General features: G+C 60.2%; 13 protein-coding genes. 8 read left to right on the top strand and 5 right to left on the bottom strand.

Annotation, left to right across the window (positions count from 1 at the left end):
* The gene (locus tag KIP88_RS36815) at nucleotides 1-840 is read left to right on the top strand and encodes an ABC transporter ATP-binding protein (protein WP_214493057.1); all 840 of its coding nucleotides are present in this window, start codon (nucleotides 1-3) and stop codon (nucleotides 838-840) included.
* Nucleotides 841-936: 96 nt separating this feature from the next.
* On the opposite strand, the gene KIP88_RS36810 is transcribed toward KIP88_RS36815, so the two are convergent.
* Nucleotides 937-2097, bottom strand: coding sequence for an AGE family epimerase/isomerase (locus KIP88_RS36810; RefSeq protein ID WP_214493056.1), 1161 nt, complete (start codon nucleotides 2095-2097; stop codon nucleotides 937-939).
* Between the two features lie 95 nt (nucleotides 2098-2192).
* On the opposite strand from KIP88_RS36810, the gene KIP88_RS36805 reads away from it, so the two are divergent.
* The 5 genes from KIP88_RS36805 to KIP88_RS36785 all read left to right on the top strand — a co-directional run bounded on the left by KIP88_RS36805 (nucleotide 2193) and on the right by KIP88_RS36785 (nucleotide 8253).
* Nucleotides 2193-3419 (top strand): phenylacetate--CoA ligase family protein, encoded by a 1227-nt coding sequence (locus KIP88_RS36805; protein ID WP_214493055.1) that lies wholly within the window; start codon nucleotides 2193-2195, stop codon nucleotides 3417-3419.
* Between the two features lie 296 nt (nucleotides 3420-3715).
* Complete coding sequence (locus tag KIP88_RS36800) at nucleotides 3716-4693, top strand: NAD-dependent epimerase/dehydratase family protein (protein WP_214493054.1); 978 nt, start codon at nucleotides 3716-3718, stop codon at nucleotides 4691-4693.
* A 377-nt stretch (nucleotides 4694-5070) separates the two neighbouring features.
* Nucleotides 5071-5568, top strand: coding sequence for an HAD-IIIA family hydrolase (locus KIP88_RS36795; protein WP_214493053.1), 498 nt, complete (start codon nucleotides 5071-5073; stop codon nucleotides 5566-5568).
* Between the two features lie 718 nt (nucleotides 5569-6286).
* A complete protein-coding gene (locus KIP88_RS36790; RefSeq protein WP_214493052.1) occupies nucleotides 6287-7513 on the top strand; it encodes an O-antigen ligase in 1227 nt (408 codons plus the stop codon).
* Nucleotides 7514-7812: 299 nt separating this feature from the next.
* Nucleotides 7813-8253: a hypothetical protein gene (locus KIP88_RS36785; RefSeq protein ID WP_214493051.1), complete on the top strand. Its 441-nt coding sequence runs from the start codon at nucleotides 7813-7815 to the stop codon at nucleotides 8251-8253.
* Between the two features lie 10 nt (nucleotides 8254-8263).
* On the opposite strand, the gene KIP88_RS36780 is transcribed toward KIP88_RS36785, so the two are convergent.
* Nucleotides 8264-8455, bottom strand: a complete 192-nt coding sequence (locus tag KIP88_RS36780) for a low affinity iron permease family protein (protein ID WP_308163722.1) — start codon at nucleotides 8453-8455, stop codon at nucleotides 8264-8266.
* Between the two features lie 323 nt (nucleotides 8456-8778).
* Between KIP88_RS36780 and KIP88_RS36775 the strand changes: the two genes are divergently transcribed.
* Both KIP88_RS36775 and KIP88_RS36770 read left to right on the top strand, forming a co-directional pair.
* Nucleotides 8779-10014 (top strand): glycosyltransferase family 4 protein, encoded by a 1236-nt coding sequence (locus tag KIP88_RS36775; RefSeq protein ID WP_214493050.1) that lies wholly within the window; start codon nucleotides 8779-8781, stop codon nucleotides 10012-10014.
* A 174-nt stretch (nucleotides 10015-10188) separates the two neighbouring features.
* A complete protein-coding gene (locus KIP88_RS36770; RefSeq protein ID WP_214493049.1) occupies nucleotides 10189-11502 on the top strand; it encodes an aminotransferase class III-fold pyridoxal phosphate-dependent enzyme in 1314 nt (437 codons plus the stop codon).
* Here the strand turns inward: KIP88_RS36770 and KIP88_RS36765 are convergent, their stop codons facing one another.
* From KIP88_RS36765 to hisH, 3 genes are read right to left on the bottom strand one after another with little or no spacing between them, the layout of a single operon-like run.
* Nucleotides 11503-12168: a hypothetical protein gene (locus KIP88_RS36765; protein WP_214493048.1), complete on the bottom strand. Its 666-nt coding sequence runs from the start codon at nucleotides 12166-12168 to the stop codon at nucleotides 11503-11505.
* Between the two features lie 4 nt (nucleotides 12169-12172).
* Nucleotides 12173-12949, bottom strand: a complete 777-nt coding sequence (gene hisF / locus KIP88_RS36760; protein WP_057836601.1) for an imidazole glycerol phosphate synthase subunit HisF — start codon at nucleotides 12947-12949, stop codon at nucleotides 12173-12175.
* 13 nt (nucleotides 12950-12962) lie between these two features.
* Nucleotides 12963-13601: an imidazole glycerol phosphate synthase subunit HisH gene (gene hisH / locus KIP88_RS36755; RefSeq protein WP_214493047.1), complete on the bottom strand. Its 639-nt coding sequence runs from the start codon at nucleotides 13599-13601 to the stop codon at nucleotides 12963-12965.
* Nucleotides 13602-13617 lie beyond the last annotated feature (16 nt).

Raw genomic sequence — 13617 nt, 5'->3', positions numbered from 1 at the left:
ATGAGCGAAGCAACCGAAATCAATCGTCCCGCACCGGCAGCGCAAGCCGCCGCGCCGCTCCTCAGCGTCCGCAACATCGAGGTGGTCTACGACAAGGTCATCCTGGTGCTGCGCGGCCTCAGCCTCGACGTGCCCAAGGGCGCGATCGTCGCCCTGCTCGGCGCCAACGGCGCCGGCAAGTCGACGACGCTGAAGGCGATCTCGGGCCTGCTCAAGACCGAGGACGGCGAAGTCATCCGCGGCGAGATCCTTTTCGACGGCGAGCGCATCAACGGCATCGACCCCGACAAGATCGTCCGCCGCGGCATCTTTCAGGTGATGGAAGGCCGCCGCATCATATCCGACATGACGTCGATCGAAAATCTGAAGCTCGGCGCCTTTACCCGCACCGACAACGAAATCGGCGCCGACATCGACATGGTGTTCAGGTATTTCCCGCGACTGAAGGAGCGTACCGGCCTCGCCGGCTATCTCTCTGGCGGCGAGCAGCAGATGCTGGCGATCGGCCGCGCGCTGATGGCGCGGCCCAAGATGATCCTGATGGACGAGCCCTCGATGGGCCTGTCCCCCCTCCTCGTCAAGGAGGTGTTCGGGATCATCAAGGCAATCAACCGCGACCTCGGCGTCACCATCCTGCTGGTGGAGCAGAACGCGCGCGCGGCGCTGTCGGTCGCGAGCCACGGCTACATCATGGAGCAGGGCAAGGTGGTGCTCGACGGCACCGCCGACGAATTGCGCGACAACGAGGACGTCAAGGAATTCTACCTCGGCGGCGCCGGCGATCAGCGCAAGAGCTTCAAGAACCTGAAAAGCTTCAAGCGGCGAAAGCGGTGGCTGTGAACCATAGCGTTTTCGAGCGAAGCACGTCCTCGGACTTGATTCGGGGATGGAGACCGGTTCGCGTGAAGAAAACGCGTCAAAACAAGAATCAAATGCTCAGCCGAGCACCTGCTCCGCTTCGGCAACCGCGCAGAGAACATGATAGAACGAAGAAGCAGGGATCGTCGTAACCAGCGAGTTGCCGTCGCGATCGAATTGGTCGTACCAGCCGCCCGCCACGGGATGGCTGAGGTAATGCCGTTCGAGCCGCGACAGCGCCGCGCGTGCTTCGTCCGCGGCCCCCGCCTCGCCCGCCTCGGCCTGCGCGATCCACGCCTTGGCGATCTCGGTCTGCGGCCACAGCCGGCGCGTATGGCGCCTGATATTGCCGTTGGCGGCGCCCTCGTCGACCAGGCAGCCGGTCGCTTCGTCGCGATAGCGCAGCGCGGTCGCCAGCAATTCGCCGCGGTAGCGTCCCGTCGGGCAGCCGGTGATGCGTTCAAAGCCCTTCAAGAGCCAAGTCCATTCCGCCTGATGCCCCGGCTCGACGCTGACGGGCTCGATCTTCGACCAGTCTTCCTCGAAATACTCCCCGAGCACCTGGCGCTGCTTGTCGTAGAGGTTGGCCAGAAACAGGCTGAAGAAATTCCCGGCCCTGTTCTGGAACACGGTATCGTGCGTCGCGTCGAACGCCGCGATCATCGCTTCGAACAGATGCATCTGCGGGTTCTGCCGCCGCGGCAGCGACACCGGCAATCCTTCGTGAACCCCGCCATGCGGCGAGCGCAGCTCCGTCTCGATGAAATGACACAGCGCGTCGATCTCGGTGCGGATCTGCGCATCGCGATCGAGCCCATGGACGGTTGCAAGTGCGAGCAGCACGAAGGCATGGTCGTAGGAATCGCGCAGCGGGTCCAGCACGGCGCCGTCAGGCGTCAGCGTATGGACAAAGCCGGGCTTGCCATCGGGCGCCTTCGCCTTGGCGAGCAGATGCTCCAGCCCCTTCAGCGCGATCGCGCGCCCCTCCGGATACCAGCCCATTTGCGCGGCCTTTGCGTAGCAATAGATCTGGCGCGCCTGCACGAGCACCCGGCGCGGCGCCAGGCGGTCTGCACGGCCGTCGCGGTCGAGCCGATCGATAAAGCTGCCCGACTTGTCGTCCCAGCCTTCGGTCGACCACAGCGGCAGACATTGATCGACCATGCGAAGCTTCAGCCTGGCGACGATATCGGCCGAAACGGCACCGTCTCCTGCCGCAGCGGTATGTCCTTCAACCATTGCGTCCTCTGGAACACGAGCAACACCGGTAGCCGCCGTCTGATAGCACGCCGGCGGCTCTGCGCAATCGGCCCCTTCTTGCGGGATCATCAGCCATGACCGATCACTATGACACCCTTGAAACCCGCGAGCCGGCCAAACGCGAGGCTGAGCTGTTCTCTCGCCTGCCGGACGTGCTGCGCAAGGCACTGGCCGCGCCAGCCTATGCCGAGCGGCTCAAGGGCATCGACCCCGCTTCTGTGACCAGCCGGGCCGTGCTGGCGCGCCTTCCAGTGCTACGCAAGTCGGAACTCCCCGCCCTGCACAAGGCCGCTCCGCCCTTCGGCGGGTTCGTGGCCGGTCCTTTGGGCTCGTTCGGACGGCTGTTCACCTCGCCCGGCCCGATCTTCGAGCCCGAGCCCGTTCACACCGACCCCTGGCGCGGCGCGCGGGCGCTATTCGCCGCGGGCTTCCGGCCCGGCGACGTCGTGCTCAATACCTTCAGCTATCACCTGACGCCCGGCGGTTTCATCTTCGACGCCTCGGCGCGGGCGCTGGGCTGTGCGGTGATTCCGGCCGGCCCCGGCAATACCGAGCAGCAGTTCGAGCTGATCGAGGCCTATCGCCCGGTCGGCTACAGCGGCACGCCTGATTTCCTCAAGATCCTGCTCGACGCCGCCGCCAGCGCAGGCCGCGACGTCTCCTCGATCAAGCGCGCGCTGGTATCAGGCGCGGCGTTTCCGATATCGCTGCAGGATGAAGTGAAGTCGCGCGGCATCGATGCCTATCAGGCGTTCGGCACCGCCGACCTCGGCATGATCGCCTTCGAAACACCGGCGCGCGATGGCATGGTGGTCAACGAGGACCTGATCATGGAAATCGTGCGACCCGGCACCGGCGATCCCGTAGCACCCGGCGACGTCGGCGAGATCGTCGTCACTTCGCTCGATCCGCAGCATCCGTGGATCCGCCTCGCACTCGGCGACCTCACGGCGGCGCTGCCGGGCGCAAGCCCGTGCGGACGCACCAACATGCGCATCAAGGGCTGGATGGGCCGCGCCGACCAGACCACCAAGGTCAAGGGCATGTTCGTGCGCCCCGAGCAGATCGCCGAGATCGGCAAGCGCCATCCGCAACTCGGAAGGCTACGCCTCGTCGTCACGCGTTCCGGCGAGAGCGATCTGATGACGCTGAAGGCAGAAACGGCGGCGGCCGGTGAAACACTTCAGAGCGAACTCGCGGCAAGCCTGCGCGCAGTGACCAAGCTCGGCGGAAATGTCGAACTGGTCGCGGCCGGCTCGCTGCCGAACGACGGCAAGGTGATCGCGGACGAGCGCAGCTAGCCTTGCTTGCTTTTTTGTTCGACTTTTTTTGGGTTCGTTCTGCCAATCTTCTTCACCTTGAATGCGGCGGCCGATCATATCGCTTTAGAACGGCCCGATGGTAAGACCGACCGTAGAGGTCCCTGGTCAAGCTGCCATCCGAGCCTTATGGACAATTCTGCTTAAGCTGGCGTCGTGGGAACCCGTGGCTAAACCCTCGGTTGCCTTGAGATGAGCCGTGCGGCTATATTGAGGTGAGTATCATTCAACTGATCCAAGAGTCTTGTTCGCAGGATATGCAGGAAACTCGGCGGAAAATGGATATCCCTGTGCGGGTGACCTCACAAACGATGCCTGCCTACGGCCCAGCCGACGCGCAAATGCGTTCCGCCGCGTCCGGCTCGCACAATAGCCCCAATGCAGAAAAACCCAGGGTGCTTGTAACGGGCGCCGACGGGTTTATCGGGCGGCACCTGGTTCCGTTCCTTGCCACGCGGGGATACAGGGTGGTTGCCGCATCGAGGACGGCACCCACCTTCGAGAATCCGAACGTTGCTTCAGTTCCGTTGCCGGATATCTCGAAGCTGTTCGATTGGTGCCCCCTTCTGGACCAATGCGACGCTGTGGTTCATCTTGCGGGCATCGCTCACAAGCACGCTGGTGACGCCCTTTACGATCGCATCAACCACCGCGCGACATCGGCGCTGGCGCGCGCCATATCTCTCGGCGCAACGAGACATTTGGTGTTCATTTCTTCCATCGCCGCCCAGTCCGGTCCTTGCGCGGATCATGACCTGACTGAAGATGATTTTCCAACACCAAGCAATGCGTATGGACGATCCAAATTTGCCGGCGAACAGGCCATTCGCGCGGCCGGCATTTCGTTCACCATCTTGCGACCGGTTGTAATTTATGGCGAGGGTGAGAAAGGAAATTTCGCTCTCGTCCACCGGCTTTCACGGCTGCCGGTCCCGCTCCCGTTCGGAGCACTAACCGCACAACGATCCATATTGTCGATTCAGAATTTCAACTTGGCAGTCGAAACCGCCTTGAGCAACCCCCGAGCACGGGGAGAGACTTTTATCGTGTCGGACCCGAAACCGATCACCGTCCCAAATCTCATCGCGCGTCACCGCGCTGGCCTCGGCAGATCACCTGGCTTGATTCCCTTGCCTGAACGCTGGATCGAGGCGTGCCTGAAGGCGACGGGCCAAATTTCGACCTGGGAACGGATTGGCCGGCCACTGTTAGCTCCGCCGACGAAGCTACTTGCGATAGGCTGGGAACCATCTTGAGCGAATAGCGTTCGTGGCAGCCAACACATTGGCACTGATACCGGCGAACCATTTCCATATTCGCAGAATTCGCAGATAACAAGATCTTGTCGCAGCATGGTACGATCCTGAAACATTCCTGCCCTCGCAGCCACGCAATAAGACATGCTGCATCAGCAGATCGCATGGAAGTGTAGAGCAATATCGTAGGGTGTGGCGTTCTCGATCGTCTCGCCTCCAGACTTGCAACGACTGGATCGACGAGGCCGGGATTGACTTCGGCGATCAGACCGCCGGAAAAATCGCCACGATCCGACACTCCTGTGCACGGCCAAGATTCCAATTTCGCGGCTAAGGCAGTTTTGGCATGATAGTGCCCCGCGCGTTAAGGCAGCAAGATGAAGAGACCAGCAATTTTCTTCGATCGAGACGGCGTGCTGAACGAAGATTGCGGCTACGTCTTTGAAATTAGCAAGCTAAAGTGGATAGATGGCGCACGGGCAGCGGTAAAGGTCGCCAATGATGCTGGCTATTTTGTATTCGTGATTACGAACCAATCTGGCGTAGCCAGAGGTCTCTACGAAGAAAGCCATGTTGAAGCGCTACATGAGTGGATGGCGAACGATTTAGCTGGAATCGGAGCTCACATAGATGCATTCGAGTACTGCCCTTATCATCCCGAAGCGCCAATAGAGCGGTATCGTCAAGCAAGCTATCGGCGTAAGCCCGCACCGGGCATGATCAACGATCTCCTGGACCAGTTTCCGGTGGATGTCGGTCGAAGCATTCTCATAGGAGACAAGCTCACTGATCTAGAGGCAGCACAGGCAGCAGGGATAAAGGGGTATTTGTTTAGGGATGGTAACCTCGAGCATTTCTTGAAATCAATCTTGTAATCATACGCGGACCAAATTTCTTCCAGCGGCACTTGGCGCGGCACTTGGCACACGATGCTAATGTGGCTTTTTCAGATTTCGGCGGCCTGACCCGCCAATGCGCTCTACCGTTTGTCACGGGATCAGTATTGTCGCTTGAACATCGTCGCGCCGACGTGAACGACGGCCTCGATCTAAGTTGGCTACATCCGAGTGATTGCTGCGTGCCGGTCCAAGACGTACGCCATTCTTGTACAGTTCGATTCCAGAGCGGACCTCGTCGTCGGAATTCGCGAGGTCATCGAATAGCTTGTTCCTCGCCTTGATTACAGCAAATTTCGAACCCCTTGGCTGCCGCGAATGGCGGCATAAGCCGGTTTTCTCACCCGAAACATCAGGACCGAAGGCGAAATTTGGATCGGATGCGCAGCCACGGCTCCAAGCCCGGCCGTCATTGAAACGCTTGCGCAACCGAAGCTTGAAGCGCACTCGATAATCCGACGGCTACGAGCGGTCTAAGTCCACAAACGGTGCTCGCTGTCTTTCGTCCTTTAGCGAGCTATTTTGTTAGTTGTGCTCCAGTTCCAAAAGGATTACGAATAAGAATCCGCGCACTAGCTGATCCCGCCACGTTGTTTTGCGTTTCATTATGTCAGATTCGGTATCGGCAGTTCGGCGATCAGAGACGATCCTGCGGCGTGTGGCGTTGTGGCCGCGTTCTTGGTTTTGGCTGCTATGCGTGGACCTTTATCCAGCCCTTACGGCGGCCGCTCTTCCATGGTCAACGACGGCTGTCAGTGTGTTCGTGGTCGTTTGGCTTATCTGTCTACTTCCAACGATCGACTGGCGACCATTCTGGCGTTCGCTTAAACGACCAGCTAGCTATCTGCCTCTGGCGCTTGTTGCGCTCGCTCTGCTGGGTTTGTTCTGGGCCGATGATACGTGGGAGGTGCGACTGCAGGGCCTTGCACCGGTAGCCAAGCTCGCGGTTATCCCTTTGCTCCTGTATCATTTCGAGCGCTCGCATCGCGCCCACTGGGTCTTTATCGCTTTTCTTGCCTCATGCACAATTTTGATGGGGCTTTCCTGGATCGTTTACTTTGCGCCGAGCTGGCGAATTTCAGGAAACGAGGCTGGCGTTCCGGTCAGAAACAGCATCGACCAAACGCAAGCGTTTGCGCTCTGCGTCTGTGCGCTTGCTCCACTCCTGTTAGCGCTCTTTGAAAAACGGCGAACTCTGCTGGCGTTCGGGTCCGCCGCTCTGTTAACCGGATTTGTCGCCAACCTGGCCTTTATCGCGCTTGCGCGAACGGCATTTCTTTATTTACCGTTCCTGGCAGCGGTCTTTGCGGTCAGATATTTGAGCCGCCAGGCCGCGCTGAAATTCCTTGTTATCGTTGTTGGTGTGGTCGCGTTAACCGCGTTCACATCCCCATACTTGCGCGCTCGCCTTCTGCAGACCGTTGTCGAACTCAAACAGAATGATCAATCGGATATCGCCACTTCAACGGGTCAGAGGTTACTTTACTGGAGTAAGTCGGCGGAGTTCATCGCAACGAGCCCAATCCTCGGACACGGCACGGGATCGACCAAAGAATTATTCGATAGACTTGCAGAGGGCAAAAGCGGCCCCTGGGCTGACAAGATCCGCAATCCGCACAATCAGACACTGTATGTTGCTATTCAATGGGGATTATTTGGCTGCATCATTCTATTCTCGATGTGGGGCGCTCATCTGTTTTTGTTTCGCGGGCGCGGCTTGATCGAGTGGATCGGCTTGTCTGTCGTGGCCCAGAATTTTCTGAGCAGTCTCGTTAACTCACATCTGTTCGACTTCCATGCAGGATGGCTGTACGTATTGGGCGTGGGAGTCGCTGGCGCAATTGTCTCCAGAGAAAGTACGAGCGCAGCCATCCGCCCATGGACCATGAACTCCCGGCCCTCCGCCGCACCAGCGGCGCAGTGAGTGCGCTGACCACCGAGCGCGGGAATCTGTTCGCAAGCGCTTGCTCCCCACTACCAGACTGCGGAAGCAGCGCTGGAGAATATGGCTATGCAGCGATGGGGTCTCATCGAACCCGGGTGACGATCCCCTCGCCTACTACTTATTTCGGGGTATTTGATGCGTTTGCGAATATGATTTCGTTCTCCCCACGACTTGCCGAAAAGCCCACCGTTCACGGGCCCTCCGTCCATGTCGGCCAAGTGACAGAAAATCCATTCTACTTGTGATAGCTGCGTAAGGCTTCACAATGGACCATCGCCATGCAAGTGAGTCGAAAACTGAAATGGGCATTAGCGATAGCCGGCATCATCGGTTATTTCGTGCTCGCCTCTTATTTCAAGTATTCCTATCACCTCTCAGGAAACGTGAGTGTTATCCTTCAAAGCTTCGAGCGATTGGGAGACTCGCGCCATGCTGTGGTCGCACATACCTGGGTTCCCAAAGGCGCGCGATTGGGCGAAGCGGATTCCGAGGACGATAACGAGCGCTCGTCCGTAATGATGTACGAAGACGACAAGCCCCTCGGCCCACCTCACAGCTCACACGCTGACATTATGAAGCTTGGAATGGGCCGTTTCTCACATTGGCGAGGCCAGGGTTTCGTCTTTTCGTCGAGCGACAACAGTGACCCGATGACGAATGGCCGTTCATACCGCGTCGTCATGCCGGACCAGACAACCAGGCCGACGCACAAGCCGTAGTATTGCTTTTCTAACTGACAGGCCCGGCGGTTCCGCTGGCGAGCCTGTGCCTTGCCAGGAGGTTCGGACTTTCGCGCTCGACCTCCTCTGCGTCGATGCTCATGAATTCATTCTTGGCATCGCCGTTGACCTCAAGGAGCTCGTCCAGCTTCGCGTGAATAGCTTCCGTGTCGCGATGTTTCACTCGTTGAATGACCAGAATGGGTGCTTGAGTGGCACAGATTACAGTTGAAGCGATTGGGCTTGCATGGTCAGTTTCTCATGCTGTCAGAGATGACCAAGCCTTGGCAATGCTGGTTGACTAGGCGCATTTGAGCGAATGTCGTGACGAATTTCTTGAACTGAATTTGTCCAACGGGTATGGCTTCAATTCGGCGACGGTACTGCGCAGCCAATAATAGCTAGCTTTCGCGGTGCGCGCCTATGCTATGTCGAGCTTCCGAAATTCTTTGAGCAGGCTAGCATACCGACGGAACGGTCGACAGATCGACTATCAGAGCTCCACATTTCAGACAGCCCTCACACATGCACAATTCTCCAAGGCTGATCCTCGCTACTCAGTTCTATCCTCCGGATACGAGCACGACGGCGGTGTATCTGGGCATGATCGCCGATACACTTGCGGCGGATAACCAGGTTGTCGTTATTTCCGCCACGCCCAACGCCGATTCGCTCAGCGCGGACCCGCGCAGCAATCCGGTCGTTGTCGAAATCAGAAACTGGAACCCGCGCAAGTCCGCGCTCGTGCAACGCGCGGCGGCGGTTTGCCTGCTGGCCGCGCGGATGTTCTTCTCGGTCTTGAGACGAGCCACATCCAGCGACGTCGTCTTCTGCGTAACGTCTCCTTTCACGTTGCCTTACACTGTGCTTCTGGCGGCGAAACTGCGACGCGCGACGACGCTGCTCCTCATCTACGATCTCTATCCCGAAGCGCTCGAAGCGGCCGGCCTGATCCAACCCAAGTCCTTTGCGGCTCGGCTCATCCGCTTCGCCAACACGCTCCTGTTTCGAAGCCTGGACGCCATCGTCGTCATCGGACGGGACGTGCCGCCCCTGATCCTGAAGTATCCAGGCGTCAAACCAGAAACGCTTCACGTCATCCCCAATTGGCCCCTGATCCCCATCGGATATCGGGAGATCGAGCCATCCAGCCGTTTCCGCGCTCCGGATGCTTCCAAATTCATCGTCGGACTATCTGGTAATCTCGGCTTCACCCATTCTCCTGCAACGGTGTTTGAAGCGGCAAGACTTCTGCAGTCAGAGCGCGACATTCATTTCATCCTGTCCGGATGGGGCGTTGGCTGGAAGGAATTGAATGACCTGTTCGCACGGGAAAAGCTCACCAACGTCACGATTCTGAGCCCGGTCCCCGAGGATGAGCTCATTGAGTTCCTGTCCGCAGCGGATCTTTGGATCATACCCTATCGCCGGAATGTCGCCGGCGTGTCGATTCCGAGCCGCCTCTACAATCTCCTGGCTGTCGGCCGGCCGGTCGTTGTCGCGTCAGAGGCAAATTCCGAAGGAGCTCTGGTGCTCGGTGAGCAGGCCATCGGATGGGTCGTGCCGCCCGAGGACCCGGTCGAGCTTGCCCGGGCCATCCAGGAGGCTGCACGGGATCGTCAGGCGACGACCGAGAAAGGGATGCGAGCGGCCAGCGTTGCTTACAAATACCGCGCAGAAGCTGCGCTTGCCCTTTATCGCCGCGTTGTCAACGACGTCAGGCAGGCAAGGATCGACCGCGGAAACGGTCCAACGACCTGACGACGCCTTGGCGGCAGAACTCTCTGTGGCTGCGCGTCACCTCGTCAAGACAGGCGGTGCCGTGGCGAACGCGCTTGTACAATTCGATTGCGAGCGGAGGCCGGACACGGCACCTTGCCTGACCGGGGGGCTTGGGGTATCCACCGCCTGCTTTCCCTGCAGGAGAAAAATGCGATGTCGAGCACTGGCCAAACGCTTTACCGGCGCGCGCGCAAGGTCATGCCCGGCGGAACGCAATTGCTCTCCAAACGGCCCGAGATGTTCCTGCCCGGACAGTGGCCGACCTACTTCAAGTCGGCCAAGGGCGCCGAAGTCGTCGACCTCGACGGCAAGACCTACCTCGACATGAGCTATTGCGGCATCGGCGCCACCATCCTGGGCTTTGCCGATCCCGACGTCGACGCCGCGGTGAAGACCGCGATCGACATGGGCTCGATGTCGACGCTGAATTGCGCCGAGGATATCGAGCTCGCGGAACTCCTGGTCGAGCTGCATCCCTGGGCGGACATGGTCCGCTTCGGCCGCGCCGGCGGCGAAGCGATGGCGATCGCGATCCGCATCGCGCGCGCGGCCACCGGCCGCGACATGGTGGCGTTCTGCGGTTATCACGGCTGGCACGATTGGTATCTCAGTGCCAATCTCGGCGAGACCACCGCGCTCGACGGCCACCTGCTGCCGGGCCTCGATACCAAGGGCGTGCCACGCGGCCTCGCCGGGTTGATGCATCCGTTCCATTTCAACAAGCTCGACGAGATCGAGGCGATCGTTGCCACCCACGCCGAGCGGCTCGCAGCGATCGTGATGGAGCCTGTGCGCTCCAGCGAGCCCGAACCTGCCTTCATCAAGGGTATCCGCGCACTCGCTGACCGCTGTGGCGCGGTGTTGATCTTCGATGAGGTAACGTCGGGCTTACGCATCAATTCGGGCGGCGCCCACCTCGCCTATGGCGTCGACCCCGATATCGCGGTGTTCGCGAAGGCCATCGCCAACGGGTTTCCGATGGCGGCGATCGTCGGCCGCGCCTCGGTGATGGACGCGGCGCAGGAGACCTTTGTCAGCTCCACCGCGTGGACCGAGCGCGTCGGTCCGGTTGCAGCACTTGCCACCCTGCGCAAGCATCGCGAGCAGAATGTCGCCAGGCATCTGATGCGCATCGGCACCCGCATCCAGAAGGGCTGGACCGAGGTTGCGCAGGCAACCGGCCTGCCGGTGCACGTCTCCGGCATCTCGCCGCTCGGGCATTTCGCCTTCGATCTGCCTGACGCGCAGGAGGTGCGCACCCTCTTCACGCAGATGATGCTCGACCGCGGCATCCTGGCCACCGGCTCGTTCTATGCGATGTGGGCGCATACCGACGCCCATGTGGATCGCTATCTGGAAACCGTGAACGAGGTGTTCCGTGAGCTGCGCATCGCAGTGGACCAGAAGGCCGTCAAACAATTGCTGCGCGGCCCGGTCGCCCATTCCGGGTTCAAGCGGCTGACCTGATCAGGCATCCAGGCCGAAAATTTCGCGCCTCACGTTGCGCGACGTCGGCGAGCGAGCGGCCTTCGGATAGATGCCGTGCAGCACGCTGTCGGCGGCGAGCGCGCCGCCATCGATGATGATCGCGCCGGTCGACACGAAGGTGTTGTCGCCGACGGCGGTCTTGCCAATCACGCGGCTGCCGCCATACATCACGATGCCACGGCCGAACGAGGGATAGTCGTTCTCGAGATTCGCGCCGACCGTGCAGTTGTGATAGCAGATGAAATAGTCCGAATAGCTGGCGCGGCCGAGCACGGTACCGACCGGATGCTGGACCGCAAATACGTCGGGCAGCTCCACCTCGTAGAAGGCGTCCAGCGCGTGCAAGGCTTTGTTGAGCGCGTAGGCCTTGTCGGCAACAGGATGGCCCGGCCGCTCGCGAAACGCGGTGTTTGCGAGGTAGTAGAGGAAGATCGCGTACTGGTCGGAGTGCCAATGCGAGAACCGCGCCTCGCCATTGGCAAAGAAGCCCTTGAGCCTGACGCGCGAGAAGCAGTGCTCGATCCGCCCGAGCGAAAGATCCACGAATTTCGGCAGATCGCCGAGATCGGCGCCATCCGGGAACAAATTCTCGAACTGCTTTCGCACATACGCGGCGAGGTCATTGCGCTGAAACGAGAGCTGCACGATGCTAGTTCCTGCTGCTGGAGCTCGCCCGCACCTCGAGGCCGCGCGAGAAGAGATGGCTGCGCAGCTTGATCGGGCTATGATCGGTGAACAGGAACATCGAAGAGATCGCCACGGCGGACGCGCCGGCCTCCAGCGCATCGATCGCATGCTGCAGTGAGCCGCAGCCGCCGGAGACGATCAAGGGCACGCTCAGCACGTTTGCAGCCCTGTGGATCATTTCGAGGTCATAACCGCTCATGGTGCCGTCCCGGTCGATGGAGCCGAGCAGCACCTCGCCGCAATGAAGGTCCTCGCAGCGCCGCGCCCATTCGATGGGATCGAGGGCTACGTGCTCACGGCCGCCGTCGATGAAGACGCTGGCGTGGTTGGGGCTGATCTTCTTGTAGTCGATCGACACCGTCATGCACTGGTCGCCGAAGGTGCGCGCGGCCTCGCGCAAAAATTCCGGCCGCCGGACCGCTTCCGAGTTCACCGAGACCTTGTCGGCGCCGGCGCGAAGCAGCGCGTTGACGTCATCGAGCGTCTTGACCCCACCGCCGACCGTGAACGGCATGAAGATCTCTTCCGACATCCGCTCGATGATCTCGACCACGCGGTGACGCGAGGCCTCGCTCGGCACGATGTCGAGCACGATCAATTCGTCGACGCCATAGTCGTTATAGACCTTCGCCGTCGTCACCGGATTGCCGGCGGCACGCTCGTTCTCGAAGAAGCGAACATATTTGACGAGCCGGCCGTCACGCAGCAGGAATTTCGGGATCAGGCGCTTCTTCAGCATCGCGGGCTTGTTTTCAAGGATTCCAGCGCAGGAAATTGCTCATCAGTTCGATCCCGCTGTCCTGGCTTTTCTCGGGGTGGAACTGAGTGGCGACGATGTTATCTCGCGCGATGATCGCGGTCACCTGCTGGCCATATTGGGCATGGCCGACCACGTCCTCCGGCGCGTTGCAGCGCATGGCAAAGCTGTGCACGAAATAGAAGGCCAGATTGCCCTCGCGGATATGGTCGAGGATCGGATGGCTGCGCTCCTTCGCCACCATGTTCCAGCCCATATGCGGGATCTTCAACGCGGGATCGTTCGGCATCAGGCGCAGGACGTCGGCATCGAACCAGCCGAGTCCGCTGTGGAGCACACCGTCATCGGCATGCTCCTCGGAGGTTTTGGCGAGGAGCTGCATGCCCAGGCACACGGCGAGGAACGGCTTGCCCTTCTCTCGGACATGGCGCTCCAGGAGCTCATCGATGCCCCGTGCACGAATATTGGTCATGGCGTCGCCGAACGCACCGACGCCGGGCAGAATTACGTGCGAGGCGTCCGCGATCGCGCCGGCATCATGAGTCACGACCGGCTCAAAGCCGCAATATTCGACGGCGTTGCGCACCGACCGCACATTGTTGATGCCGTAATCGACGATCGCAACGCCTGACATCGCCCCCCGCTCCCCC

It is taken from the genome of Bradyrhizobium sp. SRL28, from assembly GCF_018596315.1.
GTDB lineage: Bacteria > Pseudomonadota > Alphaproteobacteria > Rhizobiales > Xanthobacteraceae > Bradyrhizobium.
The sequence above is the reverse complement of the archived record's forward strand: the minus strand, read 5'-3'. Positions and strand labels throughout refer to the sequence as shown.

What these genes read in the sequence shown, in the direction of transcription:
- KIP88_RS36815 (WP_214493057.1), top strand. Translation starts at nt 1, where the DNA reads ATGAGCGAAGCAACCGAAATCAATCGTCCCGCACCGGCAGCGCAAGCC.
- KIP88_RS36810 (WP_214493056.1), bottom strand. Translation starts at nt 2,097, where the DNA reads ATGGTTGAAGGACATACCGCTGCGGCAGGAGACGGTGCCGTTTCGGCC.
- KIP88_RS36805 (WP_214493055.1), top strand. Translation starts at nt 2,193, where the DNA reads ATGACCGATCACTATGACACCCTTGAAACCCGCGAGCCGGCCAAACGC.
- KIP88_RS36800 (WP_214493054.1), top strand. Translation starts at nt 3,716, where the DNA reads ATGGATATCCCTGTGCGGGTGACCTCACAAACGATGCCTGCCTACGGC.
- KIP88_RS36795 (WP_214493053.1), top strand. Translation starts at nt 5,071, where the DNA reads ATGAAGAGACCAGCAATTTTCTTCGATCGAGACGGCGTGCTGAACGAA.
- KIP88_RS36785 (WP_214493051.1), top strand. Translation starts at nt 7,813, where the DNA reads ATGCAAGTGAGTCGAAAACTGAAATGGGCATTAGCGATAGCCGGCATC.
- KIP88_RS36775 (WP_214493050.1), top strand. Translation starts at nt 8,779, where the DNA reads ATGCACAATTCTCCAAGGCTGATCCTCGCTACTCAGTTCTATCCTCCG.
- KIP88_RS36770 (WP_214493049.1), top strand. Translation starts at nt 10,189, where the DNA reads ATGTCGAGCACTGGCCAAACGCTTTACCGGCGCGCGCGCAAGGTCATG.
- hisF (WP_057836601.1), bottom strand. Translation starts at nt 12,949, where the DNA reads ATGCTGAAGAAGCGCCTGATCCCGAAATTCCTGCTGCGTGACGGCCGG.
- hisH (WP_214493047.1), bottom strand. Translation starts at nt 13,601, where the DNA reads ATGTCAGGCGTTGCGATCGTCGATTACGGCATCAACAATGTGCGGTCG.